The organism is Nocardiopsis codii (genome assembly GCF_036327455.1).
Taxonomy (GTDB): domain Bacteria; phylum Actinomycetota; class Actinomycetes; order Streptosporangiales; family Streptosporangiaceae; genus Nocardiopsis; species Nocardiopsis codii.
In genome coordinates this window covers 39873-65996 of sequence record NZ_JAUZMY010000008.1, presented here as the reverse complement: position 1 = coordinate 65996, position 26124 = coordinate 39873, and the positions used below count along the sequence as shown (strand labels likewise).

Genomic DNA, 26124 nt, shown 5'->3' with positions numbered 1-26124 from the left:
ACGGAGGTGGAGATGGACCGATCACCCGAAGGGGTGTTCCGGCGGATGCTGGAGCTGCTGACCGCCAAGGACATGGACGGCATCGCCGGGCTGTGGGCGCCGGACGGGACGGCCGAGTTCCCGTTCGCCGAGGCCGGGGCGCCCACCCGGCTCAGCGGACGAGAGGCGGTCCGCGCCCACCTGGCCGGATATCCCGACGTGTACGACGTCACCGGGGTCACGGCGGTGCGGGTGCACCGCACCGCGGACCCGGAGACCGTCATCGCCGAGTTCAGCTCCGAGGGCAGGTCGGTGCGCACGGGCGCGCCCTACCGGATGGACTACATCACCGTGGTCACGGTGCGGTCCGGGTTGATCACCGAGTACCGCGACTACTGGAGCCCCGTGCAGACGGCGCGCGCCGGCGGCGACCTGGAAGCACTGTGCAAGCAACTGGAGGCGTCATGACGATCCTGATCACCGGCGGCACCGGCAACACCGGCCGTCCCCTCACCGAGACGCTGCGGGCCCGCGGGGCGGAGGTGCGCGCGGCCGGCCGCAGGCCGGGGCGTGACGGGGTGCCCTTCGACTGGGCGGACCCGCGAACGCATGCCGGGGCGCTCACCGGGGCGAAGGCCCTGTACCTGGTGCCGCCGCCGCTGACCCTGGACCCGATGCCGTTGGTAGGACCGTTCCTGGGAGCCGCGAGGGCCGCCGGGTTGCGACGCGTGGTACTGCTCGGATCGCTGGCAGCGCTGAGCGACGCCCCGGGCGTCGCGGAGCTGGGTGAGGCTGTGCGGGCCTTCCCGGAGTGGGCGGTACTGCGACCCTCGGGGTTCATGCAGAACTTCACCGGGGCGCACCCGGTGGCGGTCGGCATCCGCGAGCGCGGCGAGATCCGCTCGGCGACCGGCGAGGGGCGGCTCGGATGGATCGACGCCGCCGACATCGCGGCCGTCGCGGCGGAAGTGCTGTCGGCCCCCGGGCCCATAGCGGGCGAGCACGTGCTCACCGGGCCCGAGTCCCTCGGGTACGCGGAAGCTGCGGCGATCATCGCCGACGTCACCGGCCGACCGGTGCGCCACACGCCGACCCCGGTGGCCGAGCTGGTCCGGCGCAACGTGGACGCGGGCATGCCGCAGCCCTTCGCCGCCGCGCTGGTCGGGGTGGACGCCGACATCGCCGGGGGCGGGGTGGACCGCGTCACGGACACGGTCCGCCGTCTGACCGGCCGCCCGCCGCGGAGCTTCGCCGACTTCGCCCGTGCCCACCGGGAGGAGTGGTCCACGGTGTGAGAGGTGGGCGGGCCGGACAGTCGGAGAGGGGCGGCGGCCGTTCCAGCGCCCCGCGCCACTGAGGCGCGAGTACCCGCGCCGCCCTGTTGCGGTTCGGCGATCCCCCGGACGGTACGCCCCACCCTCCGACCGTGGGCGGCGTTCGCTCCCCCGCCCGGAGGGGCTGACGGTGACCTCGACCGAGCGCCCGACCCCACCCGCACCGACGAAGCCGAGGACCTCCGTCGGCCCCAGGCTTCGGGCGGGACCGACGGAGCAGGGCGATCGGGGCTGCCGGGCTCGTCCACACGGACGAGCCCGGCCGGCCAGGCGCCGCAGCCCTCGCGGGACGCGCGGCCATGGAACTCAGATCTGGTTCAGGCCGCCGTCGACGTACAGGCTCGAACCGGTGATGAAGCTGCTCTGCCCGGAGGCGAGGAAGGCCACGGCGGCGGCGGTCTCCTCCGGGCGCCCGAGCCGTCCCAGCGGCACCTGTGCGGCCAGGTGCTGTCTGAGGCCCACGGCCTGGTCCGGGTCGGGGGCGAGCCCCGACACGCCAGGGGTGTCGGTCGGACCGGGAGTGATGGTGTTGACGCGGATGCCCCGCCCCTTGAGCTCGTTGGCCCAGGTCCGGGAGAACGATCGGGTGGCGGCCTTGGTCGCCGCGTACACGCCGAACGCCTCAGCGCCGACGTCCGCAGCGGTCGAGCCGTTCAGGATCACCGAGGCGCCGTCGTTGAGCAGCGGCAGCGCCTTCTTGACGGTGAACAGCGTGCCCCGGACGTTGATGCCGAAGAGGGTGTCGAAATGCTCCTCGGTGACCTGTTCGAGCGGCACGAACTCGCCGACGGAGGCGTTCGCGAACAGAACGTCGAGGCCGCGCCCCAAGTCGCGGATCGTCTCGTAGAGGCGGTCCAGGTCGGCCGGGTTCGAGATGTCGCCGATCACCGCGGTGGCCGCCGAACCGATCTCCTCGACGGCCGCGTCGAGTTCGCTCCGGCGCCGACCGGTGATGAACACGTGCGCGCCCTCGGCCGCCAACCGGACCGCGCCGGCCAGGCCCCGGCAGGAATCCGATCGAATGCCCGAGGCTGCGGTGTGGCCACATACGGCCAACCCCACGTGTAACCGACCGGGACCCTGTACCGGCTCTGGGATCGTGAAGGCCCACCCGATACCGCCACCTCTCCAGGAGCCCGTGTGCACATTCGCCTCGCCGAAGCCGTCCAGACCCTGCGCGACGAACTCAACCAGGCCGCCGAACAGGCCGAGGACCAGGGCCTGACCTTCAAGGTCGGCCCGATCCAGCTGGAGTTCGAGGTCCAGTTCCGCGCCGACGCCAAGGCCAAGGCCGGGTTCTCGGCCTGGATCGCCACCGGCGACGTCGAGGCCGGGGCCGGGCGCACCAGCACCCACAAGGTCTCCTTCACCCTCACCCCGCACAACACCGCCCACCCCGACGGTGACGTGGCCATCAACAGCACCCGTCACGACACCGGTCAGGGCACCCCTCCCCCGGTCTTCACCCGCTAGGACACCCCCGCTCCCCCTGTGTGGGACCCGTAGAAGCGACCGGAGTACCTGTTGGACACCGCCCAGCGCATCACCCGCATCACCACCCCCACCAGCGCCGGGTCGGGGTACCTCATCGCCCCGCGCCTGGTGCTCACCAGCGCCCACCTGGTCTCCAACCTCGGCGGCCAGGTGCACGTGCACACCGCCACCGACCACGAGCCCCGCACCGGACGCGTGGTCTGGCGCGGCACCCCGACCGGACACGACGACGCCGCCCTGGTCCACGTCACCGACCCCGAGTGGGCCGAGCACGCGGTCACCACCCGGTGGGGGCGGCTGGTCACCACCACCCCCGACACCCCCTGCGAGGTGTGGGGGTTTCCCGACCTGGTGCAGCGCACCGGCCGGGCCGCGGAGACCGCGCAGCTGACCGGCACGGTGACCCCGGGCAACCACTTCGTCAACCACCGGCACGTGATGGACCTGAGCGCCCACCCGCCCCGCTGGCTCCCCCACGAGATCCGGGAACAGGAGCAGTCCGGGCAGCGGCGCTCGCTGTGGGCGGGCCTGTCCGGGTCCGCGATGCGCTGCGGCAACGGCGAGCTGGTGGTGGGCGTGGTGGCCGCCGACCTCGAACACCGCGACCACGCAGCCCTGGAGGTCGTGCCCGCCTACGTGCTGCACCACGATCCGGCCTTCCGCGCGGTGCTCACCGAGCACGGCGTGTCCCTGGTGTTGGAGCCGGTCGAGTTCGCCCACCTGGCCCACACCCCGCGCGCACACCACCGCCCCTCCCCCGCCGCGCTGTTGGAGGCCCACCGCCAGGTGGTGGACTTCCACGGCCGCGACGAGACCATGAGGACCCTGCTGGAGTGGTGCCAGGGCGCCGAACCACTCACGGCCGCGGTGGTGCACGGGCCCGGCGGGCAGGGCAAGACCCGTCTGGCCCACGAACTCACCACACGCCTGGCCGACCCCGATCCCCAAGGGCGCCGGTGGGCCACCGTGTGGCTCAGGGAGAGCGCCACCGCCGACGAACTGGGCCCGGTCAAGAACGCCACCGCCCCGCTGCTGGTGGTGGTGGACTACGCCGAGACCCGCACCGCGCAGCTCGTCCGCCTGCTCCAACTGTGCGACCGGCCCCCGGGGCACGCCCCCGTCCGACTGCTGTTGCTGGTGCGCACCCTGGGCGAGTGGTGGGACCAGGTCAACACCGCCACCGGCTACCTGTTGGCCGACATCACCGAACAACTCGCCCTGCCGCCCCTGGCACCCCACACGGGTGAGCGTGCCCAGGAGTACCGCACCGCCCTGGGCCACCTCGCACACGCCCTGCCCACGGCACGTACACCCCGCCCGGCCGACTGGGCCCGGGTCGCGGCCGGCCTGGCCGACCCGGACCTGTCCGGCTCCGAGTGGGAGACCGTGCTGAGCGTGCACATGCGCGCCCTGGCCGACCTGCTGGACGCCACCCAGCACTCCACGGCCGTCACCACCGACACCGCGGTGGAGGGCCGGGTGCTGGCCCACGAAATCCGCTACTGGGACCAGACCGCCACCGCCTACGGCCTGGGCGACGCCGACCTGGCACATCCGCTGCGCGACGTGCTGGCCCTGGTCTTCGCCCTCGCCCCCGCCGGCGTCGCGGAAGCGGACGAACTCCTGGGGAGCGCGACGGTGCTCCAGGGTCAGACCACCGCCCGCAGACACCAGATCCGCCACTGGATCAGCGGCCTGTACCCCCCGGACGGGGAGCGGATGTGGGGGCACCTGCAACCGGACCGGCTGCTGGAGTACTTCCTGGGCCAGCGCCTGCAGCGCGACCCCGACCTGTTCGACCCCCACCTGGACACCATCAGCACCGCGGACGCCGAACGCCTGGTGACCCTGTACGCCCGCGCTGCCACGCACCCCGCCCTGGCCTCCGTGAAAGGGCACCTGACCGCACTGTGCACCCGCCACATCCACACGCTGGGCCCGGCGGTCATCGACGTGGCCACCCAGGTGGAACACCCCGGCCCGCTCATGGAGGCCCTGGAAGACTCGACAGCCGATCCTGACACCTCACGCGAGGTCCTCGGACGGCTCAGCGACGCCCTTCCCGGGTCCAGTCAACGGCTGGCCCTGTGGGCCGAGCGTTTGACCGCGCGCATCGTCGAGGCGGACCGGGAACGAACCGCACGAGACGCCGGCGCCCACCTGCCCTCCCTGGCCATTTCCCTGAACAACCAGGCGCTCCGCCTGAGCGAACTGGGGCAGCCCGAGCAGGCACTCCAGGCGATCACCGAAGCGGTCGGCATCCACCGCACCCTGGCCGAGCAGCACCCCGACACTCACCTGCCCGGCCTCGCTCTGGCCCTGAACAACCACGCCGTGCACCTGTCGGGCACTGGTCGGGCGGAGCAGGCGCTCGACACCATCACCGAAGCCGTCCAGCACTACCGCACCCTGGCCAGACAGAGCCCCGACAATCACCAGCCCGACCTCGCCATGGCCCTGAACAACCATGCCCTCCACCTGTCCGACATGGGACAGGCGGAGCAGGCGCTCGACACCATCACCGAAGCCGTCCAGCACTACCGCACCCTGGCCAGACAGAGCCCCGACACCCACTTGCCCGACCTCGCCATGGCCCTGAACAACCAGGCCACCCGCCTGGCCAAACTGGGCCGCCCCGAGCCGGCACTCCAAGCGATCACCGAAGCCGTCCAGCACTACCGCACCCTGGCCGAGCGGCGCCCCGACGCCCACCTGGCCGACCTCGCCGGCTCCCTCAACAACCAGGCCACCCGCCTGGCCAAACTGGGCCGCCCCGAGCCGGCACTCCAGGCGATCACCGAAGCCGTCACCATCCGCCGCACCCTGGCCGAGCAGCACCCCGACGCCCACCTGCCCGACCTCGCCGCCTCCCTCAACAATCACGCCCTCCATCTGTCCGACACGGGTCGGGTCGAGCAGGCGCTCGACACCAGCACCGAAGCCGTCCAGCACTACCGCACCCTGGCCAGACAGAGCCCCGACGCCCACCTGCCCGACCTCGCCATGGCCCTGAACAACCAGTCCACCCGCTTCACCGCGCTGGGCCGCCCCGAGCCGGCGCTCCAGGCGATCACCGAAGCCGTCACCATCCGCCGCACCCTGGCCGAGCAACGCCCCGACGCCTACCTGTCGGACCTCGCCGCCTCCCTCAACAACCACGCCCTCCGGCTGAGCGATCTGGGGCGGGCTGAACAGGCGCTCGGCATCATCTCCGAAGCGCTCCAGCTGCGCCGCGCCCTGGCCGGGCAACGCCCCGACGCCCACCTGCCCGACCTCGCCATGGTCCTGAACAACCACGCCACCTGCCTGGCCAAACTGCGCCGGACCGAGCAGGCACTCCAAGCGATCACCGAAGCCGTCACCATCCGCCGCACCCTGGCCGAGCAGCACCCCGACGCCCACCTGCCCGACCTCGCCGCCTCCCTCAACAACCAGGCCGCCCGTCTGGCCAAACTGGGCCGGACCGAGCAGGCACTCCAAGCGGTCACCGAAGCCGTCACCATCCGCCGCACCCTGGCCCGACAGCTTCCCGACGCCCACCTGCCCGGCCTCGCCATGTCCCTGAACAACCAGGCGCTCCGGCTGAGCGAGCTGGGCCGGACCGAGCAGGCACTCGCCACCGTCACCGAGGACGTCCGTATCAGGACGGCCCTCGCAGAGAAACGTCCTGACATGTACCAGGGTGCTCTGGAGCATTCCCGTCGGCTGCTCGAAACCCTGAAGAGTCGCAGGACCTGACACCGGCCAGGCAGGCTGGCCGCCCCGGGAGGCACAACCCCCGCATCGAGGGAGCTGGGATCCGCCCAGCGCGTGCGGACTCCCCGCCGGGAGCGCCCCCCGGTAAAGCGGTGGCGGCCCCCTGCTCTACGCCTCGGCCCGTGGTGGCGACGGTGCGGAACGGCGTCCGCGAGCGGGTCGAGGCCTTGGTCCGTGACGCCCTCCGGGTACGGGCCGGGTCAGGCCGTCCGGCACTACCGCACACTCGTCGAGCAACGCCCCGACGCCCACCTGCCCGGTCTCGCCATGGCCCTGAACAACCAAGCTCTGTACATGAGCGCCCTGGGGCGGGTCGAAGAAGCGCTCGGAGCCGTCTCGCAAGCAGTCGACATCAAGACGGCTCTCGCGGAGAAACGCCCTGCCGTGCACCAGCAAGACCTGGAACACTATCTCCGGCTGCTCGAAGACCTCCGGAAACGCGGAGCTGACCAGAAGTAGCGAGGCGTTGAGCGCCCCAGGGCGGGGCGCCACTGCCGGTCCGCAGCTGGGCCTGCCCGTGGCTGGACAGTGGCTCGCGAGGTGCCATCGGAGGCCGGCAAGGCCCGACGCGTGCCCGACCAGGTCGGTTCCGATGATGCGGACTCTGACTACGCGGTCCCGTGGCGGCGGTTCACCGTCAGAGGCATCTACCCCTGCTGTGCCGGGGATTGGCTGGTGTCGGCCTCGGATCCCGGGCTGCGGCTCCCGAGCAGCACGGCGATGCAGACGGCGCCGAGCGCGAGGAGCCCCGCAGCGACGACGAGCGCGAACGAGAAGCCCGCCGTCGCGGCGAGCGACGGGCCGATCGAGTCGGTCAGGGCGTCGCTGCGGCGTACGGCCAGGGTGACCAGCACCGCCAGGCCCACCGCGCCGCCCACCTGTTGCACGGAGCTGAAGAGGGCCGAACCCAGACCGGCGTTCTCCTCGGTGGTGCCCGTGACCGCGGCGACCGTCAGGGCGGGCAGGGTCAGACCGCATCCGAGACTCGTGACGAGCATGCCGGGCAACACGCCCGACACGTAGCCGTCGCCCGGCGCCACGCCGGCCAGCAGAAGCAGCCCGGCCGAGCTGATCAGGAACGACATGACCAGGGTTCGGCGCAGCCCGAACCTCAACACCGCGTGGGACGAGAGCCACACGCCCACGAGGATTCCGGCACCGTAGGGCAGGTAGGCGACACCTGCCTCGAGCGGGCCGTAGCCGAGCACGGTCTGCAGGTGGATCATCAGCAGGAAGGCCATCGCGTAGAAAGCGGCGGAGAACAGCAGGGTCATGCCGTTGGCGACAGCGCGGGGCCGGAAGGCCAGGAAGGACAACGGCACCAGCGGCTCGGCGGTACGGGACTCCACCACGAGGAACGAGACTGCCAGGACGACGGCGAGAAGCAGCGGTCCGATGAAGGCCACGTCACCCCAGCCCGACTCCCCAGCCTGGAGGAATCCGTAGACCAGGGACACGACGGAGCCGGTGGCCAGCACCGCGCCCGGTACGTCCAGGCGTGTCCGACGGGCGGCCCGACTCTCGCCGACCAGGCGGGGGAGCAGGACCAGGGCCAGCGCGGCCACGGGCAGGTTGATCAGGAAGATCCAGCGCCAGGACGTGAGGTCGGTCAGCACACCGGAGACCACCAGACCCATCGTGCCGCCCAGACCCGCGACGCCTCCCCAGACACCGAGTGCCCTGGCACGCTCCTCGGGACCGGGAAACAGGAGCGTGATCAGTGACAACGCGGCCGGGCCGGCCATGGCCGCGCCCGCCCCCTGGGCGAACCGCCCGGCCACGAGCTGCCACGGCTCCTGGGCCAGTCCGCAGGCGAGGCTCGCCGCACCGAACAGCGCCACGCCGCAGAGGAAGACGCGGCGGCGGCCCAGCAGGTCGGCCACACGGCCGAACAGCAGTAGCAGCCCGCCGAAGGCGAGGAAGTACGCGTTGACGACCCAGGCCAGGCCCGCGGCGCTGAAGCCGAGATCGTCCCGGATGCTGGGGAGGGCGACGCTCACCACCGTGTCGTCCAGGACGAGCATGAACTGCACGAAGCACAGCAGGGTCAGCGCCAGTCGACGGCGGCCGGTGATCGCGGCGAGGGGCGATACCGAGGTCATGACACGTGTCCGTTCGACGTGACCGGCCGGCCCGTCCTGGATGAGCGCCGTCGGCGCGGGAGATTGATGGGCATGCGACGAAGCTATGCACGGGCAGAGTTGGCCACAATCCGCCATGAGGCCACATCGTGTCGTGTTGGGGACATACGCTGGGACGCATGACCGAGGCCGACTTCGGAGCTGTCCCACCCGGGGTGGGGGCGATCGTCGTGGGGAGCTTTCCCTTGTCGTCGGGGCAGTGGATACCCCCGCACAGCCACACACAGCACCAGCTGGCCTGGACCCGACACGGTGTTCTCGGCGTCGCCGTCGAGGACACCTACTGGGTCCTGCCACCCACTCGGGCGTTGTGGTTGCCTGCGGGGATCGTCCACCGGACCGGTGCGAACCGCGACGCGGTGCTGCGCTGTCTCTACATCGAACCGGACCAGTGCGGTCTGGACTGGACGGAGCCCACGCCGGTGGGCGTCAACGGGCTGCTGGCCCACCTGATCGACCACCTCAGCCGGCACGACCTCGCCGATGACGTGCGGCTGCGGGCGGAGGCGGTCGTGTTGGACCTCTTGCACCCCTTGCCGACCATGCCCATCGATGTGCCCCGTCCCGTCGACGGCCGCGTGTGTGCCGTGGCGGACGCGCTGCTCGCCGATCCCGCGGACCCGCGGAGCCTCGAAGCCCACGCACGGGCCGTCGGAGTGAGTCGGCGTACCCTGACACGGCTGTTCGTGCACGACACGGGTATGAGCTTCGATCGCTGGCGCACGCATATGCGGCTCCGGGCCGCCCTGCCCCTCCTCGCCGAGGGCCAATCCGTGTCCCGGGTCGCACGCTCCGTGGGGTACGCGACATCGAGCGCGTTTCTGGCGGCGTTCCGCCGCACTGTCGGCACCTCGCCGAGGCGCTACCTCAGCGGCGACTCCGTGTTCGAGGAGTCCGATACGGGCCGCTAGTGCCCGGTGAGGTGCCGGTGTCCCGCCGGCCGGCGCAGGTTCTCGGCCGACGGCCGATCAAGCACCCCTGACGGCGGATTCCTCCGCCCCGGTCTCCTGCCTGTCGGGGCCGATCGGGGTGACGGCGGCCCAGCCGGCTCTGAGGGGGCTCACAGCGGGCAGGTCTGCCGCACCTCGTCGGGGCCGCAGGCCTGGAGCGGCCCGCCGTCGGTGTCCACGACCTCCCGGTCCCCCAGCGGCTCATCCAGCGTCACCGTCTCGGCGATCGTGGCCTCGCGGTCGCGGTCACACCACACGTGGCTCAGCCCCACTGCGTAGCTGATCACGACCCGTTCCCCGTCCTCCTCCACGGTGGGCGGCACCTGCGCGGAGGCGCACAGGCCGCGCCTGATGTACACGGTCACGGTCTGCCCGTCCACGCTGTAGGCGCGGAATCGGCCCGCGTCCGTGGTGCTCGTGGTCACCGCCTCGCGCGAAGCGGCGAACGGCTCGTACTCGGGAGAGGGGGCCGCGGACAGGGAAGCCTCGGACTGCGGGCTCCGGCTCGGGAGCTGCTGCGCCAGGAAACCCATCATCACGATGACGGCGATGGCTGTCACGATGGCGCTGACCTGGTAGGCCACGTAGGCGGCGTCCGAGGGCTCATTGTGCTCGGGGTACTTGAAACGCCAGGAATTCGCCTTCCACACCAGTTCCGGCCGCATCATCACGGCCACCGCCCCGATCAAGAGCAGCAGGCACAGCACGATCAGGGCACTCACGGGGGATCCTCTCGGCGGGGGTGGAACTGCGTCCCCCAGGCTAGACGCCCCGCCCCGGGCACCGGTTCCCGGTGGCCGCATGCGGCCTCCCGGTCACCACCCGGTACGGACGACCTGCGCCACGCCGCCATCGCACCGGAGGACGACGGCCACGCCCAGCCGGGGGGGGGAGGAGAGCGCCTTTCGTTGCCCGAACGACGGAGCACTGCACTCGGGTTGGCGCTGTTCGCGGCCCCTCCACGCCGCAGACACGCCCCTGCGCTCCACCGCCGCGTCCTGTGGTGATCCTCCTCGGCCCCCGTCCTCTAAAATGGTCCGGATGGCGAGGCAGAAGGACCCGGCGGTGCGCACGCAGCTCCTGGAGCGTGCAGCGCGAATGCTCCGTGAGCGCGAGCCGATCACCTTGCGGTCCCTCGTCGCCGGGACCGGGGTGTCGACGATGGCGGTCTACACCTACTTCGGCGGGATGGACGGAGTGTGGCGTGCGCTGCGCCAGGAGGGCTTCACGCGGCTGGCGGCCCGTTTCGAGACCCTCGTCGTGCCGACCGACCCCGTCGAGGACCTCGTGGCGGGGGTGGCCGCCTACGCCGCCAACGCCCTCGAGCATCCCGACCTGTACCGGGTCATGTTCGATGCGACCGTCGAACTCGAGGACGTCGAGGCCGCCGAGGCGACCCTCGACTACCTCGTGCGCGCCGCGCGACGCTGTCGCGACGCGGGACGGATCGCCGAGGACGCCGACCCCGCCCGGCTCGGCACCGAGGTCTGGACGGTCTGCCACGGGATCGTGTCGCTGGTCGTGAGCCGGGTCGCCTCACGACGCACCCTCGCTTCGGGCATCCCCCTCCTCACCGCGGTGATCGTCGCCGCCGGCGACGACCCCGCGGTGTGCCGACGCTCGGTCGAGGCCGGCTGGGCCGCGCTGCGCCCGCCTCAGGGCAGCACGGCCACGGCGTCGACCTCGACGAGGTAGCCCGGCGCGGCCAGTGAGGTGACCCCGATCCAGGTGCTCGGCTGCTGGAACTCGACGCCCAGCGTCGCTGCCGCTCGGTCGCGCCCGATGACGAACTGCTCGGCCTTCGCCTCGTCGAGGTCGACGATGTACACGGTGACCTTGGCCAGGTCGGCCGCCGTCGCCCCGACCGCGTCGAGCGCCGCGGCGATGTTGAGGTAGCACTTCTCGGCCTGCGCGGCGACGTCGTCGCGGCCCACCAGGTTGCCCTCGGTGTCCCAGGACACCTGCCCGGCCAAGTACACGGTGCGCGAGCCCTGTGTGACGGCGACCTGATGGTGGACGTCGACCCGGTTGACCTTTTCGGGATGCACCAGCGTGACGGTCATTGTCTTGCTCCTCTCTCCACGGACATCAAAAACATAGCAAAGCAATGCCATGTTATCGATGCTTTGACAGTCGGGGTGGCGATGATCACGGTGACGCGGCCCCGCTCGGCCGGAAAGCCGCCCGTCTGCAGAAGACGGGGGGTCGAGGAGGAGCACCACAGGATATGGCGGTGGAGCCGTCCAGGACCTGGACGCACAAGAGGCCCGCGGCACGCATCGCATGACGGGTCGGACCGGTCCGTGGCCGGACTCCGAAGCCCCACTCCCGCACGGGCACAACCAGGAGGGCGGGCTCTCGCCCCTGCTGTCCCCGCCCTCGGTCGTCACGACCTCCTCGTACTCCACCGCCATCACCACGGCCTGTTCGGACTGGCGCCCTCGGACACCGGGCCCTCCCCCACGTGGACGAAGCCGTCGTGCGGGTGGTGGGGACGACCTCGCAAGCGGTCGGCGGCGCACCCCGGACGGCTCTTCCAAAAAATCTTCTCAACCCATAGAACCCACACGCCCCAACCGCCATCGGAGTACACATAAAGGAGCTACAGACACACGGAGCATGCCGACAGGAACGACCTCCCCATCGGAGAAGAAAGGGCGAAACCTCTCACGCGACCGGGATCCCGGCTTTCGACAATGGCCGTTCAACGCACACAGCACACAAGCCCTGTCGACACAATACGAACAATGGCCTGCCCGTCGCGAGAACAGCCCGCACCGGACGTTCCTGCCCACAGGACATGCTTTCCGCCGACTCCGGTAAGCCTGTTGCGAACAAAGTCCAGACCCGCCTTCCCGTCATTCCACATCCCCCTACTGAAAAGAAAGGAACATCATGAAGCGCGATGTCCGTACCACCACCCTGGCCCTCGCGACCTTCGGCCTGGTGGTCATCGGCTCCGCGGGATGCTCGACCCAGGACATGGTCGAAGCGGCAGCGTCGGCGGACCCCGCACAGACGGGTGCGACCAGCGGTACCGAAGCAGAGGCACAGAATCTGACGGGTGAGCTGGAGTTCCTGGCCCCGGGCGAGTTCATCATCGACGACCAGGCCTTCTTCGTCGCCGAGGACACGCAGATCACCGGCGGCATCTATGCCTGCCCCGCCGACGACGGCGTCGGCCCCGACGGGCGCGGAACCGTGGAGTGCGACCTGGAGTCGCTCGAAGCCACACTCCAGGGGGGCACGGTCGTCTTCGCCGAGGTCGCGATGAACGAGGACGGGATCGCCGAGTCGATCACCGAATACGACGAGGACAGTGAACCAGGTACTCCCGAAGAGCCCGGCCAGGGCGGCGGCGAGGACACGCCGGGGACCGGAGGGTTCACCGGAACCGCGACGGGCGAGCTGGAGTACCGCGCCCCGGGCGAGTACGTCGTCGACGGCACGTCGTTCTACGTGGCGGAGGACACTCTGATCACCGCCGGCATCTACGCCTGCGCCGACGGCGTCCAGGACCCCGACACCGGAAACGTCACGTGCGACTTCGACGAGTTCGACGCCACGCTCGCGAACGGGACCGTCATCCTCGCCTCGGTCGAGATCGTCGACGGAATCGCCGGGTCGATCACCGAGTACGAGGCCTGATGCGTTGACGCCCTGCCGGTGAACGGGGCCCGCATCGCGTTCGGCCGGTCCGAACCGCAACCGCGCAGCCCAGGACGCCACGGCCCCGACCTCCGCTCCGGTTCGAGCCCCGCTGTACAGCGGGGCTCGTCGGCGTGAGGAGGAGACTCGTGCCACGACCCGCACGTACCGCTCCGCCCGCTCGTCCGTGTACGCCGACGTCGCCGGCGACAGCGGCCTCGCCGGGTGAATCGGCCGGATCGCCCCTCGGGAGCTGCGTCGTGTCGGCCGTCGACGGCCCCGACCTCCTCACCCGACCGAAAGCGAGTGATCCGCCACCATTTCACTCATTCTGACGCGCCACGATCCCTCCCGCCCCTTTGTCAATGCCGGAGAGCCCGGTGGCCGGATCCGGCAAGATCGCACCGCCCGCCTCCCTGCCGGAGAGATCACTCGCTACTCTTCGACGAAACCGAATCATCGGGAGGATCCGTGGCGAACTGTCATACTTGCGGCGAGAGAATGGCGAATGATCAGTCCGGAAGCTCATGTTCCCTCTGCCTCGCGAAGATGATCAACTACGCGCAGGGGGAATACCACGACGAGAACGACCCCGCCGTGCAACGCTTCAAGAAGGCCGCCGCCGAGTATCAGTCACCGAAATCCACTCCACAGGGCGGGTGCGCCCTCCTGTTCGCCGTCATGACCTTTCCCGCTTTTCTCGCGGCCGCGGGGATCGGCATCGAGAACTTCCTCGGTTGAACGGTCACGCGACCACCCGGGCACGCCGGCCGGGTTCTTCCGCGGGCATGCCCTCGCCCGACACGCCCGGACCGACATGCGGTCAGGCCTGGTCCAGGGCCCGTTCAATCGCGCGGCCGGCCCGGCCCGCGGCCGTCCGGTCGTGCTGGAGCTGCATGGCGGCGTTCAGTGCCAGCCCGGCGGCGACGATCTCGAACAGCGCCTGGTCGATGTCGAACCCGGCGGGCAGCTCGCCGTTCTCCACCGCCGCCTCCAGGTCCGCCCGCAGCTGTCCCCGCCAGCGCGACCACACCTCGGCCACCGCGTCACGGACCCGGCCGGGGCGGCCGTCGTACTCGGTGATCGCCGCGGTCATCAGGCAGCCACCGGGCAGCAGCGGCTCTTCCAGGTAACCCACGGAGTTGGCGCACACCGCGCGCAGCCGCCGCAGACCCGGCGGCTCGGCCAGTGCGGGCTCGACCACGCGGTGCCAGAAGTCCACGAACGCCTTGTCCAGCGTGGAGATCTGCAGCGTCTCCTTGCTTCCGAAGTGCTTGTGCACACCGGACTTGCTCATCGACAGCTCCTCGGCGAGCCGGCCGATCGTGATGCCGTCCAGCCCTTCCTCGGAGGCGATCTCGGCGGCACGGCCGAGGATCCGTCCCCTGGTGGCCTGCGCGTCGGCCGCTGAGCGTCGTGGTGACATGCGACGAGGATAGCGTACGAGCGTTCGCTATTGATTTAACGAACGACCGTACGCTAAATTTTGCGTCAATCACCGGGGCGAAGGAGCGCGAGATGCGGGTTCGACGACTGGGCTGGGCCGGGCTGGAGATCGAGGCGGGCGGCCAACGACTGGTGATCGACCACGTGCGGGACCTCTCACCGCTGTTCCCGGGGTGGAAGCCCGGCGAAGGGCTGGCGGTACCGAGCGGGAAGGCCGGCGCCGCACTGGTCACCCACCTGCACCGGGACCACACCGACGCGTCCGCGCTCGCGGACGCGCTGACGCCGGGGGCTCCGGTGCTGCGACCGGCGCCCGGGCATGGCGACGACGTGGACAACGCGACGACGCTGCAGGCCGAGCGCGAACTGGCCCTGCACCGGCTGGCCGCCGAGGTCGTGGACGCCTGGTCCACCCGCGATGTCGGGCCGTTCCGCGTCACCGCGGTCCCCGCCGTCGACGGGCTGGGCGACCCGCAGCTGAACTGGGTGGTGCAGGCCGACGGGCAGCGGGTCTTCCACGGCGGCGACACGATGTTCCACGGCTACTGGTGGCTCATCGCGCGCCGGTTCAGCCCGTTCGACGCGGTGTTCCTGCCCGCCAACGGCGCGGTGGTCGACGCGCCGCACCTGCAGCCGCCGAGCCCGCTACCGGCCGCGCTGGACCCGGGGCAGGCCGCCGCTGCCGCGGAGATCCTCGACGCCCGGTACGCGGTACCGATGCACTACGAGGCGGAGCAGCCGGACAAGATCGCGGGCTACGTCGAGGTCTCCGACCCGGAGAAGGAGTTCCGCACGCACGCCGGACGGCGCGCACACGTGCTGGCCGTCGGGGAATGGCTGGACCTGGCCACATGACCGGTGGCGCCGCGGTGCCGAGGGTTCAGGCAGGCAGGCCTCCGTCCCCCACCCCCGAGCCCCGCCGCCTCGCGGCTCTCCTGAACTCTGGAAGAACCGGACCCGGGGGCCGGCCGCCGACAGGCGGGGCCTACCGGCGGCGAGCACGAGCAGTCGTTCGAACCGCGCGGCGTCCACCCCGGAACCGCACCGCCCGCGCGTGCGGGCCGGGCCCGTGGACTACTGTTGCTGGCCATGAAGCATCCCCCGCTCGGCCTCACCGCGGAGTTGGTGCGGGCCCTGTTGCACGAACAGCATCCCGACCTGGCCGACCGACCTTTGCACTCGGGCAGGCAGGGCGCGGGCAACCAGATGTGGAGGCTCGGCGACGACCTCGCCGTGCGGCTGCCCTGGACGCCGCAGTCCGCGGAGGCGCTGGTGCACGGAGAGCTCGCCTGGTTGGGCGCCCTGGCACCGCGTCTTCCGCTGCCGGTCCCGGTCCCGATGCGTCTCGGCATGCCCAGTGCACGGTTCCAGCGCCCCTGGATCGTCACCACCTGGGTGCCGGGCACCCCCGCGGACCGCGCCCCGGTCACGGACGGTGCCCGTGCGGCCGAGGACCTGGCCGCCTTCCTGACGGCTCTGCACAGACCCGCGCCCGAGAACGCCCCCGTGCACCGTAGGAGCGATGACCCCCTGGCCGACTGCGCGGAACTGCTCACCGGGCAGTTCGCCTCGGCCACCGCTCAGGGGCTGATCGAGAACCCGGAGGCGGTTCGCGCGGTCTGGGAGGACGCGATCGCCGCACCCCGCTGGCAGGGGCCGCCGCTGTGGGTGCACGGCGACCTGCACCCGGCCAACGTCCTGACCCGCGAGGGCGCGTTCTGCGGGGTGATCGACTTCGGCGACCTGTCCGCGGGCGACCCGGCCTGCGACCTGGCCGCCGCCTGGATCATGTTGCCGGACGGCGCCCTCGACCTTTTCCACCAGGTCTACGGCCCGACCGCGGACCCCGCGACACTGCGCCGCGCCCGCGGCTGGGCGGTACTGTGCGCCCTCGGCGGCCTTCTCGCCGGTGCGGCCGGCGCCCGGGAGCGCCCCGGCGGCCACGACACCTGGGGGCCGCCGGCCCGGGCCTCGCTGCGCCGCCTCGTCCAGGGCTGAAGGGGGCCGGGGCGAGCGTTCGACGGGGGTGCCGATCGCGGAGTGCCTCCCGACCCGTCGGCTCCCGCGTTCCGGATACGGTGGCCGCGGGCCCGGAGGCGGCACCCGGGACGTGCCCGACCTCCAGGAGGCCGGGCACGACAGCGGAGACGGCGGTTCCTAACGTGCCCCGGTGGTGTGGACGGGGCGGCTCGTCCTGCGGTAGGTCAGTTTCCGCAGCAGGACCTCTGCCGGTCCGCGCCTGCCCGAACGGTCCAGCAGGTACGCGGCGACGACGGTCAGCAGCCAGGTGCCCACGGCCACCAGCACCGCCGTCCAGCTGGACAGGTGCACCCCCAGCCCGAGGCCCCAGGCCGCCAGGAAGGGCGCGAAGACCAGCGACTGGGCGAGGTAGCCGCTCAGGGACCGGCGGCCGAGGGAGACCAGCGCCTGGACCGGGAGGGAGCGGTTCGTCCCTCGGACGGTGGTGATCCGGTGCGCGACGAGCCCGAACAGGGCGGCGTAGCCCACCCCGGTGAAGATCCCGGTGTAGAAGTGCACGGCGGCGACCGCGGAGGCGGAGGCGGGGTCGAGGACGCCCACGTGCTGGAGGCCGAGCACCGCTCCGGTGATCCAGCCGACGGCGATGCCCAGGACGGCGACCCGGCGCAGCAGCGGCAGGTGGCGCTCCGGCTCCTCCAGGATCCGGTGCCGTGCCGCGAGCACGCCGATCAGGAACACGGTCGGCAGGGCGAGGGTGGCCAGACCCGAGACCAGTCCGAAGACCCAGGTGGGGAAGCGGATCACGGCGGAGAGCAGGTAGCTCGTCTCGGCGATGCTGGCCCTTTGCAGGTCGGCCGCCGCGGCAGCGGCCGTGGCGTTCGGGGCCAGGAGGGAGCCGAGCACCGAGACGGCGCACACGAGGGCGCCCAGGGCCAGCAGGACGGCCAGCCAGATCTTGAGGGTGCGGTCGCTGCGGTGGAAGAAGAGCGGGACCATGATGAGGCCGATGAGGCCGTAGGTGCCGAGGATGTCGCCCTGCCACAGCAGGAGGGCGTGCACCGCTCCGAAGGCGAGCATCCACAGGTGCCGTGTCCGCAGGATCCCGCGGACGTCCTTCTCACTCGTTCCGCGCGCCTTCTGCCGGGCGTACATCTGCCCGATCCCGTAGGCGAAGAGGAACCCGAACATCGTGTGGGTCCGGGCGTCCACCACGATGAGGGTCAGGACCTGCGCGATCTTGTCCGCGAGGTTGCCGTCGGCGGGGTGCAGCATGGCGTAGCCGACGGGGGCGTCGTAGAGGAACCACGGCACGTGGGCCAGTGCGATCAGCAGCAGCATCATGCCGCGGGCCAGGTCCGGGGCCAGGACGCGTTCGGTGACCGGGGTCGAGCGCACCGGGGGCACGGTGTCGGGGGTGGAGGGCGGACCCTCTGTGTGGTGGGTCGTCATGCGGGTGGGCTCCCGGCTGTCTTTCTGAGGATCGGCGGGGTCGGACCGCGCGGCAGGTCGTGACGAGACGTGGGTCGCGCGGGCTCCGTCCGAGGACATGACGCCACCGTCCCCCATCGGCGCCGTCCTCCGGCAGTGGGGCCGTGTCACTGTTCTCCCGTGACTTCTGCACGGGTGAACCCATGACACGGTGTCACTGGGCCTTTGCCAACCTGATCATGCGCCGGCGGTCATGAGGGTCTGGACTGCGGCGATGAGTGGCGGCATTGTCGGGGCTGGAGCGGATCTTGCGCAGGATCTTCCAGTTCTTCAGCTCGGCGTTGATCCGCTCGCCGGGTCCGCGGCGGCGGGCGCGGGCTTCGTTCACGTCCTTTGTGCGGGGAGGAGCGGGCGCGGCTCTGCACGGCTCGGCCCGCCTGGCCACCCGGCTCCCGGACCCCTGCTGTGCGGTGAGCCGTCCTCGGCCACCAGTTCTGCGTCGGCGTCGGCCACGGCGTCAAGGGCTTTGCCTGGATCAGCGGCAAAGGGATCGGACCGGGGGCAGCCGGGTGCCCGACGCGAGCCGCCCGGTGCGCGCGGCCTCCCGCAACGCGTCCATGAGTCCGGTGCGCAATCCGGATCCGCTCAGTTCCAGATGCAGGGCGACGACGGCCACGGACGGCTGCGTGACAGAAGTGGCCCGGGAATGGAATCTGCCATGGAAAGGGGCCGTACTCCTGCGCTACCGCCGTCCGCTATCCGTGGCCGCTCGCCGTCTGCTGCGCGGTCGCGCTATGCGCCGTATCCGCCGTCGATCCTCAGCACTGCGCCGGTGATGTATGAGGCCTGTGGGCTGGCGAGGAAGACGACGCCTGCGGCGATCTCCTCCGGCCTGCCGTACCGCCCCATCGCCGTTGTCGGAAGGAACATGGGGGCGGCCGGGCTATCTGCGGGGTTCATCTCGGTGTCGACGAACCCGGACTGGATGACGTTGACCGTGATGCCCCGGTGGGCCAGATCGCGGGCGGCGCCCCGGCTGTAGCCCTCGAGGGCCGACTTGGTGCCCGCGTAGTCGGTCATTCCGGGGAAGCCCACCCGTGTTCCCACACCCGAGCTGATGCTGACGATCCGCCCGCCGTCGGGCAGCAGCGGGAACGCCGCTCGGACCGCGGCCACCACACTGGTGTAGTTGATGGCGAGCTGGCGGTCGAAGGCGGACTCGTCGGCGAGCTCGCTGTCGATCGGGCCACCGACGGTGACGCCCGCATTGTTGACCAGAATGTCCAGCTTTCCGAACTGCTGGACCACGCTGTGGATCAGGTCCACCGCCTGCGCCGCGTCCGACTGGTCTGCCTGGAAGGCCGCCGCACGCACCCCCTTCGCCTCCAGGTCGGCGACCACGGCCTTGGCCTGATCCGCCGAGGACGAGTAGCTGATCGCGACGTCGGCTCCCTCGTCAGCCAGCGCCAGCGCCGACGCCGCCCCGATCCCCCGCGACCCGCCGGTCACGATCGCCACCTTGTTATCCAGCTTTCCCATGTGCTTCCCACTTCCCCGTGTGCGACGTGCCACGGAATTCTTGACCGTTCGGTCCACCATAAGCATGGTGGACCGAACGGTCAAGAATCCGTATCCTGTTCGCATGGCACGTCCGCGATCGTTCGACGAGAAGCAGGTACTGAACGCCGTCCGTGATCAGTTCTGGGACGCCGGTTACGCCGCGACCTCGCTGGAAGACCTGATGCAGGTCAGCGGACTGGGCAAAGGCAGCCTGTATGCAGCGTTCGGCGACAAGCGTCAGCTCTTCCTCCGGGCGCTGCGCAGCTACACCGACGACAGCCATGGCCAACTTCGGGAAGCCCTCGCCGATGCTCCACGGGCCCTGGACGCACTACGCATGCTCCTCGAGGCGCCGATCGACGACCCGACCGGCGCCGGCACACGGCGGGGATGCCTGATGGCCAACAGCACCTACGAACTCGGTCACGCCGATCCGGAAGTCCTCGACCACGCCCACCGCACCTACGAGACGTCCACCGCGCTGATCGGTGACTGCGTCGCCCGCGCCCAACGCGAGGGCGACCTACCGGCCGGAGCGGATCCGATCGCACTGGCGCGGGCCCTCCTGGCCGCGCAACAAGGGCTCCTGTTCATGAGCCGGACCGGGCTGGACACGGCCACACTGACCGCCACAGCACGATCACTCGCGGCTCAACTCCTGCCGGACCGCTCCGGCGACTGACCGACAGGCGCGAACCGACCGTTCACACCAAGCCTCGCCAAACCGGGCAAATCTCCTGGTCAAGGCCGTGCGACGTGTCGTGCCCTCCAATGGCCGAAGCTCATCGACCGGGTCGGCACAGCCTCCGGCTACGACCGGGCGTTCCACTCCGGCAAGCACAAGGCCCACGGGCTGAACGTGCAGGTCATCGCCGACCCGATCGGGCGGCTGGTGTGGACCCCACCGCCGCTGCCCGGCGCACGCCACCATGATCGCCGGCGCATGATCAGGTTGACAAAGGCCCACTGGTGGAGCCGACGGGGTGACAGCAGAAGGCCCCACCCCTGACGTCCGATGAGGGAGAGCATCCCGGCCCGCTTCTCCCGCAGCGACGGCGAGCCGCCGAGCAGCTTCGGGAGAAGCGGGCCCTCTGCCGCCACATCCGGTGGCGAACCTTCTCGCCCCCGGATGTGCGGGGAAGGGGCCGCGCGGGTCCACGGGGGGCAGTGCCTCGCGGTCTGGGCAGTGTTCGAGAGGTGCAGGCCCTGTCCACCGGCCGCTTATCCTTGTGGCCATGACTAGCCGGCCTCCGAATCCCTCTCCACGTCCTGCTCCCTCAGGAGAGCTCCGCGCCTCTCACGACGACCGGGAAACAGTGGTGGAGCAGCTGCGCGATGCCGCAGCCGAGGGGCGAATCGATCTCGATGAGCTGGATTCGCGCCTGGAGCAGGCGCTGAAGTCCAAGACCCACGCCGAGTTGGCCGTCCTGACCGCCGACTTGCCGAGGCCGGATTCCTTCGCGAGCCAGCCGCCGCTGGTGCTCGAGGGCGGCCTGTACGGCGCGTCGCGGGGCCCCGGACGCTGGGAAGTTCCCGGGCGCGTGATCGCTCACGCAGGCGTGGGGGGTGTGAAGGTCGACTTCACCCGGGTCGAGTGCCGCCTCACGGAGGTCGCGGTGGAGGCGTACGGGGAGACCTCCGGTGTCACGATCGTCGTCCCCGACGGCTGGGCCGCGGACACCAGCGGCATGGACCCCGGCATCGGCGGCCTGACGGACAAGACCACCCCCGACCGGCTCCCGGGAACTCCACTGCTCCGCCTCACCGGGGCCGGCGGCGTGGGGGGCGTCACCATCCGCCACCCCAACCGCTGGGAACGGCGCAAGCTGCACAGCAACCCGACGCAGGACTAGCCCCTCCAGAGGTGGGGTGTTACAACGACCACCAGAACTCAAGCACCGACTCCTCGGCCCCGGATCGGCATGGTGGTGGTCGCCTCCGGGCTCGTGGTCGGCTTCGCGTCCCTCCCCCGGAGGCTCCGTGCGGTGGAACCGGCGGCCTGCGCCGCGGCTGAACCGGGTGGACGTAGCGCCGGGGCGTCTCGCACCCGGTTCCCCGTACCGGATGTGCGTGGCACGACACCGCGCGGAGTCCGCATGTGGACACGGGCCTGCGCACAGGGCCCTCCGGGCGGTAACTTGTCCCTGCCCCGCCCCCTGAACCGGGTTCGGCGCCACCGGAACCGCGACACCGTGAGGCACCCTCCCCGTGTACCCCCTCACCCCTGACGACCCCCGCACCGTCGGACCCCACCGGCTGCTGGCCCGCCTGGGCGCCGGCGGCATGGGCAAGGTCTACCTGGCCCGCACCCCGGGCGGCGATCTGGCCGCCGTCAAGCTCGTCAAGGACGACCTGGCCCACGACCCCGAGTTCCGGGCCCGGTTCGCCCGCGAGGTCCGCGCCGCACGCCGGGTCCGCGGGCCCTTCACCCCGGCGGTGTTCGACGCCGACACCGACGCCGAGGTGCCGTGGATGGCCACCGAGTACGTGCCCGCCCCGACACTCAAGGAGGCGGTGCGCGAGCACGGACCGCTGCCGTCCGAGTCCCTGCCCGTGCTGGTGTCCGGACTGACACGGGCTCTGGAGGCGGTGCACGAGGCCGGGCTGATGCACCGCGACCTCAAACCCGGCAACGTCCTGCTGTCCCCGCACGGCCCGCAGTTGATCGACTTCGGGCTGGCACGGGCGGTGGAGGGTACGGTGCTGACCCGTACCGGGCAGACGTTCGGCACCCCCGCCTACACCTCACCCGAACAGATCAAGGGCCGTGACATGTCCCCGGCGAGCGACGTGTTCTCGCTCGCCGGGACGGTGCTGTTCGCCGCCTCCGGGGAACCGCCGTTCGGGCCCGCCCTGCCCAAGGAGAGTCTGCAGCGCATCCTGTCGGGCTCCCCGAACCTGTCGGTGGTCACGGAGGGGCCGCTGCGCGACCTGCTGGCCCGCTGCCTGGCCAAGGGTCCCGAGCACCGCCCGAACACGTCCGCGATCCTGGACGCGTTGGCCGACGTGCCCATGCCGCAGACAGCGCACGCCTGGCTGCCCGACGAGGTGACCGACGACGTTCGCCGGCTGCGGAAGCGGCAGGCCGGGGAGCGCACACATACGGGCCGGGCCCGGTGGCGGAGGCCCGCGCTGATCGCCGGGGCCGCGGCCGCCGCCCTGGTCCTGGTGGTCGGGGGCGGATACGCCTTCACGGCTCTGCCCGGAAGCGGGGAACCCGCGGACGACACGGCGAACAGCCCCGGTGACGGCCCGGCCACAGGAGAATCGGCCGGGGAAGGGACCGCCGACCCCGCCTTCGCCTCGGAGGAGTACCAGCGGAGTCTGTGGTCCGCCGATGGCGTGGCCTTCTCCCCCGACGGGGAACGGATATACGCCACTGGTTCGCTCTATTTCTCCGTGTGGGACTGGCGGGCGGGCGAGATCACGGCCTTCCTGGACCCCTCGCCGTCCGAGACCGACATCAACACCCACGGCACGATGGCTGCGGTCCACGCGGACGGAGTGGGTCCCGCCCACCAGGACAGGATCGAACTCCTCCGGGACATCGATGGGACGCTGACCCAGGAGACCGTCCTGGTATACGAGGAGCAGGGCACCAACCCCCGCAACCCCGCACTGTCCTCCGACGGGACCCGGGTGGCGGTCGTCGCCAACGAACTGGACCGGGACGACATCGAGCACGTCATCCACGTGTGGGACGTCCCGACGGGCGAACGCGTCCTCACCATCCCCCTTCTGGGGCCGGACACCTTCACCTACGTGTTCGACCTGGAGTTCACCGCCGACGGGGAGATGCTCGTCGGCACCGTCAGCGACGACTTCGAGCGAGTACTGGGGGTCGCGGTGTGGGACGCGGACACCGGGGACTGGGTCCACTACTTCGAGGGGCCCGGGAACATGGGTTTCGTCCCGCACCCGACCGACCCGTCGGTGATGGCGCTGCTGGAGAACACAGACCGGGTCCGCCTGGTGGACCTGGGCACAGGCACCACCCTGCGGGACCTGGGTCGCATCGGCGAGGACGACCCCGACGCCGGATTCTCCTTCGCGTTCTCCTCCGACGGCGAACGGCTGTACGTCGGTGTCGAGGACCCGTACGACGTCACCGACCTGCTCGGGACGGTGTGGGACACCGGCACGGGCGAAGTCCTGCGCGACGGCGATGTCCTGCTGCCCGGACCGGTGAGCCCGCACCCCCGCGACGAGTTCCTGGCCGTCCTCGACTCGGACGCGGGGCAACTGCTGGTACTGGACGGCGGGAACCTCACCGTCGTCGACGAGATGGACTGAACGCCGCACCGAGACGAAGGCCCCATGCACGCCCTCTCCCCCGACGATCCCCGCATCATCGGCCCCTACCGCCTCCGCGCCGTACTCGGTGCGGGCGGCATGGGCCGCGTCTACCTGGGCACCGACGACCACGGCACCCTCGCCGCGGTCAAGTCGGTGCGGGTGGAGTTCGCCTACGACTCCGGCTTCCGCACGAGGTTCGCCCGTGAACTCGACCTGTCCACCCGCGCCCGCAGTCCCTTCACGCCCCGTGTGCTGGCCGGCGACCCCGCCGCCAGGGTGCCGTGGATGGCGACCGAGTACGTGGCAGGGCCCACCCTGCACGACCTGATACGGGAGGCCGGTCAACTCCCCGAGGAGTCGGTCCGGTTTCTACTGCGGGCCGTCGCGTCGGCGCTCGAGGGCATGCACCGGAACGGACTGGTGCACCGCGACCTCAAGCCCGGCAACGTCATGGTCGCGGCGGCGGGGCCGCAGGTGATCGACTTCGGGGTCTCCCGAGCCCTGGAAGCGGCCGAGACCGTCGACGATGAGGAGACCCTGACCGCCGGGACCCCCGGTTACACCGCCCCCGAGCAGTACGAGGGTGCGGGGGCCTCCCCCGCCACGGACGTCTTCGCGCTGGCGGGCGCCGCCGTGTACGCGCTCACCGGTACCGGCCCGTTCGGCGAAGGGCACCCCTCCGCTGTGGCCTACCGCATCACCCACCTGGAACCGGACCTGGACTCCGTCCCCGAGGACCTGCGCGGCCTGCTCTCCCGGTGCCTGGCCAAGGACCCCGGCAACCGGCCGTCGGCGGCCAGGGTGCTGGAGGAGCTGGGCGGTCCAACCGACCCCGCCGACGCGGCGCCGGACTGGCTTCCGGTGGGGGCTGCGCGGAAAGTGGAGGAGGTCGCGAGGGAACACCGGGGGTACGTCTCCCGGAACCCGCGACGCTCTGCGGTGCCCGGCGGCTGCCGGGCACCGTGGGTGGTCGGCGCCGGTGCGGTAGCGCTGATCCTGGCCGCGGGCGCGGGGGTGTGGACGGTCTCGGAGCGGGGATCGGAGGCGGCCGGTGGGGGTGTGCAGCAGACCGCGGCGGACGGCGGAACGGGTCCGTGTTCGCAGCCGGAGGACTTCGCGACGGAGTACGCGGAGGCCGCCCGGGAGCGGCTGAACATACCTGGAGAGGACAGCTATGACCTCGACACGGGCACTTTTCCCCGCCTCGCGTTCGTGGCCGGGGGCGAACTGCTGGCCTTGTCGCATCCGACCGGGGTCGCCCTGTGGGACTGGGAGGCGGGAACGGAGGTCGCCTTCGTCGGCGAATCCCTGCCTGACTTCGGAGGCTCGCCGACGGTGAGCCCGGACGGCTGCCGCTTCGCCTACCTGTCCACCGAAGGGGGCCTGCACGTCTTCGACCTGCGCAGCGGGGAGCGGACCATGTACCTACCGGACCTGGTCGATCTCCTCGTCTACGAGCCCCTGGTGTTCTCACCCGACGGCGGAGAGATCACGATCGGCCCCGGGGGGACCCGAAGGATCGATCTGGCGACGGGTGCGGTCACCGACATCTGGGAGGAGGCGATCGACTGGGCGGCCTACTCGCCGGACGGCGAGCACCTCGCCCTGAACCAGGGGAACTTCGTCGCAGTGCTGGAGACCTCGACCGGGCGCGAGGTGTTCCGCCGGGAGGAAACGCTGAGGGCGAACCGCGGCTCGGTGGCGCTGCCCAACGACGAGGGTGACCTGCTCTACCTGTCCGCCTCTCCGGAAGCGGTCGTGCACACCAACTACCTGACCGGAACCGAACCCCGGCTCTTCAGCCCGGACGGAGATGAACCCCACCTGTCCGAAGAACTCGTCGTGGCACCCGGCACGGACCGGTTCCACCTGGTGCACGGCGCGAACTTCATCACCGGGTCCAACGGGCGGCGCACCACCTGGGAGCTCTCCACCGGTGAGAGGGTGACGTCCGGAACGGACGGGGCGGGCGAGGCGGACAATCGGACCCTGGCGGCGCATCCGTCGGGCGAGGTGCTGGCCGTACTGCCCCAGGAGGCGACCACCGTCCTCATCGTCGACGCCACGAGCGCGGAAGTCCTGGCCGAACTCGGCTGATCGGAGACAATCGGG

General features: G+C 71.2%; 24 protein-coding genes and 1 pseudogene. 16 read left to right on the top strand and 9 right to left on the bottom strand.

Annotated features, from left to right (window positions below; genetic code table 11):
* The first annotated feature begins 12 nt into the window (after positions 1-12).
* Together Q8791_RS10230 and Q8791_RS10225 are read left to right on the top strand one after the other, a co-directional pair.
* Positions 13-447 carry a nuclear transport factor 2 family protein gene (locus Q8791_RS10230; protein WP_330091395.1) on the top strand — a complete coding sequence of 145 codons (435 nt, stop codon included), beginning with the start codon at positions 13-15 and terminating at the stop codon, positions 445-447.
* The gene (locus tag Q8791_RS10225; RefSeq protein ID WP_330091394.1) at positions 444-1274 is read left to right on the top strand and encodes a Rossmann-fold NAD(P)-binding domain-containing protein; all 831 of its coding nucleotides are present in this window, start codon (positions 444-446) and stop codon (positions 1272-1274) included. Before Q8791_RS10230 ends, Q8791_RS10225 begins: the two co-directional genes overlap by 4 nt.
* Positions 1275-1619: 345 nt before the next feature.
* Here Q8791_RS10225 and Q8791_RS10220 read toward each other — a convergent pair whose 3' ends face one another.
* Entirely contained in the window at positions 1620-2369 is a 750-nt protein-coding gene (locus Q8791_RS10220; protein WP_330091534.1) for an SDR family NAD(P)-dependent oxidoreductase, read from the bottom strand.
* A gap of 84 nt (positions 2370-2453) precedes the next feature.
* Between Q8791_RS10220 and Q8791_RS10215 the strand changes: the two genes are divergently transcribed.
* From Q8791_RS10215 to Q8791_RS10205, 3 genes are all read left to right on the top strand, one after another.
* Positions 2454-2786, top strand: a complete 333-nt coding sequence (locus Q8791_RS10215) for a trypco2 family protein (RefSeq protein ID WP_330091393.1) — start codon at positions 2454-2456, stop codon at positions 2784-2786.
* A 51-nt stretch (positions 2787-2837) separates the two neighbouring features.
* Positions 2838-6545: a trypsin-like serine protease gene (locus Q8791_RS10210; RefSeq protein WP_330091392.1), complete on the top strand. Its 3708-nt coding sequence runs from the start codon at positions 2838-2840 to the stop codon at positions 6543-6545.
* Between the two features lie 285 nt (positions 6546-6830).
* Entirely contained in the window at positions 6831-7022 is a 192-nt protein-coding gene (locus Q8791_RS10205) for a hypothetical protein (RefSeq protein WP_330091391.1), read from the top strand.
* A 188-nt stretch (positions 7023-7210) separates the two neighbouring features.
* On the opposite strand, the gene Q8791_RS10200 is transcribed toward Q8791_RS10205, so the two are convergent.
* Complete coding sequence (locus Q8791_RS10200) at positions 7211-8665, bottom strand: MFS transporter (protein ID WP_330091390.1); 1455 nt, start codon at positions 8663-8665, stop codon at positions 7211-7213.
* A gap of 158 nt (positions 8666-8823) precedes the next feature.
* On the opposite strand from Q8791_RS10200, the gene Q8791_RS10195 reads away from it, so the two are divergent.
* Positions 8824-9615 carry an AraC family transcriptional regulator gene (locus Q8791_RS10195; protein ID WP_330091389.1) on the top strand — a complete coding sequence of 264 codons (792 nt, stop codon included), beginning with the start codon at positions 8824-8826 and terminating at the stop codon, positions 9613-9615.
* Between the two features lie 149 nt (positions 9616-9764).
* Here the strand turns inward: Q8791_RS10195 and Q8791_RS10190 are convergent, their stop codons facing one another.
* Positions 9765-10376 (bottom strand): DUF6199 family natural product biosynthesis protein, encoded by a 612-nt coding sequence (locus Q8791_RS10190; protein WP_330091388.1) that lies wholly within the window; start codon positions 10374-10376, stop codon positions 9765-9767.
* Positions 10377-10695: 319 nt separating this feature from the next.
* Here Q8791_RS10190 and Q8791_RS10185 point away from each other — a divergent pair, with 319 nt between their 5' ends.
* Positions 10696-11349: a TetR/AcrR family transcriptional regulator gene (locus Q8791_RS10185; RefSeq protein WP_330091387.1), complete on the top strand. Its 654-nt coding sequence runs from the start codon at positions 10696-10698 to the stop codon at positions 11347-11349.
* On the opposite strand, the gene Q8791_RS10180 is transcribed toward Q8791_RS10185, so the two are convergent.
* Positions 11310-11717, bottom strand: a complete 408-nt coding sequence (locus Q8791_RS10180; protein ID WP_330091386.1) for a RidA family protein — start codon at positions 11715-11717, stop codon at positions 11310-11312. The genes Q8791_RS10185 and Q8791_RS10180 overlap by 40 nt on opposite strands.
* Before the next feature lie 832 nt (positions 11718-12549).
* Here Q8791_RS10180 and Q8791_RS10175 point away from each other — a divergent pair.
* Positions 12550-13302 carry a hypothetical protein gene (locus tag Q8791_RS10175; RefSeq protein WP_330091385.1) on the top strand — a complete coding sequence of 251 codons (753 nt, stop codon included), beginning with the start codon at positions 12550-12552 and terminating at the stop codon, positions 13300-13302.
* 549 nt (positions 13303-13851) lie between these two features.
* Positions 13852-14043 (top strand): hypothetical protein, encoded by a 192-nt coding sequence (locus tag Q8791_RS10170; protein ID WP_330091384.1) that lies wholly within the window; start codon positions 13852-13854, stop codon positions 14041-14043.
* 82 nt (positions 14044-14125) lie between these two features.
* Here the strand turns inward: Q8791_RS10170 and Q8791_RS10165 are convergent, their stop codons facing one another.
* On the bottom strand, positions 14126-14728 hold the full coding sequence (locus Q8791_RS10165; protein ID WP_330091383.1) for a TetR/AcrR family transcriptional regulator: 603 nt from the start codon (positions 14726-14728) through the stop codon (positions 14126-14128).
* Positions 14729-14820: 92 nt separating this feature from the next.
* Between Q8791_RS10165 and Q8791_RS10160 the strand changes: the two genes are divergently transcribed.
* Both Q8791_RS10160 and Q8791_RS10155 read left to right on the top strand, forming a co-directional pair.
* Positions 14821-15603, top strand: coding sequence for an MBL fold metallo-hydrolase (locus Q8791_RS10160; protein WP_330091382.1), 783 nt, complete (start codon positions 14821-14823; stop codon positions 15601-15603).
* Positions 15604-15837: 234 nt separating this feature from the next.
* Positions 15838-16746 (top strand): aminoglycoside phosphotransferase family protein, encoded by a 909-nt coding sequence (locus tag Q8791_RS10155; protein ID WP_330091381.1) that lies wholly within the window; start codon positions 15838-15840, stop codon positions 16744-16746.
* A 159-nt stretch (positions 16747-16905) separates the two neighbouring features.
* On the opposite strand, the gene Q8791_RS10150 is transcribed toward Q8791_RS10155, so the two are convergent.
* The 4 genes from Q8791_RS10150 to Q8791_RS10135 form a co-directional block, all read right to left on the bottom strand.
* The gene (locus tag Q8791_RS10150; RefSeq protein WP_330091380.1) at positions 16906-18177 is read right to left on the bottom strand and encodes a DUF418 domain-containing protein; all 1272 of its coding nucleotides are present in this window, start codon (positions 18175-18177) and stop codon (positions 16906-16908) included.
* A gap of 193 nt (positions 18178-18370) precedes the next feature.
* The gene (locus Q8791_RS31820; RefSeq protein WP_407941979.1) at positions 18371-18544 is read right to left on the bottom strand and encodes a hypothetical protein; all 174 of its coding nucleotides are present in this window, start codon (positions 18542-18544) and stop codon (positions 18371-18373) included.
* A 147-nt stretch (positions 18545-18691) separates the two neighbouring features.
* Positions 18692-18832, bottom strand: a complete 141-nt coding sequence (locus tag Q8791_RS10140) for a hypothetical protein (protein WP_330091379.1) — start codon at positions 18830-18832, stop codon at positions 18692-18694.
* Between the two features lie 116 nt (positions 18833-18948).
* Positions 18949-19695: an SDR family NAD(P)-dependent oxidoreductase gene (locus tag Q8791_RS10135; RefSeq protein ID WP_330091378.1), complete on the bottom strand. Its 747-nt coding sequence runs from the start codon at positions 19693-19695 to the stop codon at positions 18949-18951.
* Between the two features lie 103 nt (positions 19696-19798).
* On the opposite strand from Q8791_RS10135, the gene Q8791_RS10130 reads away from it, so the two are divergent.
* From Q8791_RS10130 to Q8791_RS10110, 5 genes and pseudogenes are all read left to right on the top strand, one after another.
* Complete coding sequence (locus Q8791_RS10130; RefSeq protein ID WP_330091377.1) at positions 19799-20398, top strand: TetR/AcrR family transcriptional regulator; 600 nt, start codon at positions 19799-19801, stop codon at positions 20396-20398.
* 132 nt (positions 20399-20530) lie between these two features.
* A pseudogene (locus Q8791_RS10125) lies at positions 20531-20644 on the top strand (IS5/IS1182 family transposase); the annotation flags it as partial.
* A gap of 307 nt (positions 20645-20951) precedes the next feature.
* Complete coding sequence (locus Q8791_RS10120) at positions 20952-21569, top strand: DUF1707 SHOCT-like domain-containing protein (protein WP_330091376.1); 618 nt, start codon at positions 20952-20954, stop codon at positions 21567-21569.
* 355 nt (positions 21570-21924) lie between these two features.
* Positions 21925-24009 carry a WD40 repeat domain-containing serine/threonine protein kinase gene (locus Q8791_RS10115; protein ID WP_330091375.1) on the top strand — a complete coding sequence of 695 codons (2085 nt, stop codon included), beginning with the start codon at positions 21925-21927 and terminating at the stop codon, positions 24007-24009.
* Between the two features lie 24 nt (positions 24010-24033).
* The gene (locus tag Q8791_RS10110; RefSeq protein WP_330091374.1) at positions 24034-26109 is read left to right on the top strand and encodes a WD40 repeat domain-containing serine/threonine protein kinase; all 2076 of its coding nucleotides are present in this window, start codon (positions 24034-24036) and stop codon (positions 26107-26109) included.
* Positions 26110-26124 lie beyond the last annotated feature (15 nt).

What these genes read in the sequence shown, in the direction of transcription:
- Q8791_RS10170 (WP_330091384.1), top strand. Translation starts at nt 13,852, where the DNA reads ATGATCAACTACGCGCAGGGGGAATACCACGACGAGAACGACCCCGCC.
- Q8791_RS10225 (WP_330091394.1), top strand. Translation starts at nt 444, where the DNA reads ATGACGATCCTGATCACCGGCGGCACCGGCAACACCGGCCGTCCCCTC.
- Q8791_RS10120 (WP_330091376.1), top strand. Translation starts at nt 20,952, where the DNA reads ATGACTAGCCGGCCTCCGAATCCCTCTCCACGTCCTGCTCCCTCAGGA.
- Q8791_RS10165 (WP_330091383.1), bottom strand. Translation starts at nt 14,728, where the DNA reads ATGTCACCACGACGCTCAGCGGCCGACGCGCAGGCCACCAGGGGACGG.
- Q8791_RS10135 (WP_330091378.1), bottom strand. Translation starts at nt 19,695, where the DNA reads ATGGGAAAGCTGGATAACAAGGTGGCGATCGTGACCGGCGGGTCGCGG.
- Q8791_RS10180 (WP_330091386.1), bottom strand. Translation starts at nt 11,717, where the DNA reads ATGACCGTCACGCTGGTGCATCCCGAAAAGGTCAACCGGGTCGACGTC.
- Q8791_RS10155 (WP_330091381.1), top strand. Translation starts at nt 15,838, where the DNA reads ATGAAGCATCCCCCGCTCGGCCTCACCGCGGAGTTGGTGCGGGCCCTG.
- Q8791_RS10230 (WP_330091395.1), top strand. Translation starts at nt 13, where the DNA reads ATGGACCGATCACCCGAAGGGGTGTTCCGGCGGATGCTGGAGCTGCTG.
- Q8791_RS10195 (WP_330091389.1), top strand. Translation starts at nt 8,824, where the DNA reads ATGACCGAGGCCGACTTCGGAGCTGTCCCACCCGGGGTGGGGGCGATC.
- Q8791_RS10205 (WP_330091391.1), top strand. Translation starts at nt 6,831, where the DNA reads ATGGCCCTGAACAACCAAGCTCTGTACATGAGCGCCCTGGGGCGGGTC.
- Q8791_RS10130 (WP_330091377.1), top strand. Translation starts at nt 19,799, where the DNA reads ATGGCACGTCCGCGATCGTTCGACGAGAAGCAGGTACTGAACGCCGTC.
- Q8791_RS10110 (WP_330091374.1), top strand. Translation starts at nt 24,034, where the DNA reads ATGCACGCCCTCTCCCCCGACGATCCCCGCATCATCGGCCCCTACCGC.
- Q8791_RS10160 (WP_330091382.1), top strand. Translation starts at nt 14,821, where the DNA reads ATGCGGGTTCGACGACTGGGCTGGGCCGGGCTGGAGATCGAGGCGGGC.
- Q8791_RS10150 (WP_330091380.1), bottom strand. Translation starts at nt 18,177, where the DNA reads ATGACGACCCACCACACAGAGGGTCCGCCCTCCACCCCCGACACCGTG.
- Q8791_RS10200 (WP_330091390.1), bottom strand. Translation starts at nt 8,665, where the DNA reads ATGACCTCGGTATCGCCCCTCGCCGCGATCACCGGCCGCCGTCGACTG.
- Q8791_RS10185 (WP_330091387.1), top strand. Translation starts at nt 10,696, where the DNA reads ATGGCGAGGCAGAAGGACCCGGCGGTGCGCACGCAGCTCCTGGAGCGT.
- Q8791_RS10175 (WP_330091385.1), top strand. Translation starts at nt 12,550, where the DNA reads ATGAAGCGCGATGTCCGTACCACCACCCTGGCCCTCGCGACCTTCGGC.